This window comes from Halorubrum sp. SP9, assembly GCF_005435015.1.
Taxonomy (GTDB): Archaea; Halobacteriota; Halobacteria; order Halobacteriales; family Haloferacaceae; genus Halorubrum; species Halorubrum sodomense.
In genome coordinates this window covers 1-654 of the sequence record NZ_SGXU01000238.1, presented here as the reverse complement: position 1 = coordinate 654, position 654 = coordinate 1, and the positions used below count along the sequence as shown (strand labels likewise).

Sequence of the window (654 nt, the reverse complement as noted above, 5' to 3'; positions counted from 1 at the left end):
ACAAAGAACGTTACAAGGGGTACTAGATAGCATGGGAAAATCCGTTCATCTAATTCCAGTTGGTTTCGACTTCCAGCGACTTGTTCAACCGATCAGCCAGGGAACGCTCGAAGCAGACGAGGTTTATTTGTTATACTCGTCTCGAAAGTCAAGCGATGAGGAAGCCCAGAAGCTCGCTGAGCGGATGGTTGAACGGCTGGAAGAGACGTTCGGAACGATACTCGGAAAGAAGGTAGAACGGCTCTCAGTCGGGAATATCTTCGAATTTGAAGAAGCGTATCCGCTGGCGTATGAGATGATACAAGATCAAGTAGAACAAGGCAACGAGGTCTGGGTCAATATTTCATCAATGCCGCGTACTATTGCCTTTGCTTTCGCCAGTGCTGCGAATTCTCTTATTATTGAAGAACCGGAACTACGCGACAGCGTCCACACCTATTACGTGTCTCCTGAGGAGTACCTCGTCACTCAAATGATTAAGGAGCTACGAACTGAACGTGAGTTCCTCCAAAACTTGGACGTCAGCGATTCTGAAGTGAAGGAACGCCAGCAGCGTATTAGTGATTTAATTGATGAGATTGACCAAAACGGGGTCACGAAAGGCGCCAAGAAGATGAACGGGGGCATACACGTGGAGTTCCCCACAGTTCCCGC

Annotated in this window: 1 protein-coding gene; it reads left to right on the top strand. The window is 48.3% G+C overall.

Annotated features, from left to right (window positions below):
- Window positions 1-31: 31 nt before the first annotated feature.
- On the top strand, window positions 32-654 hold a 623-nt coding region (locus tag EXE45_RS17360; protein WP_137695067.1), incomplete at its 3' end, for a DUF6293 family protein.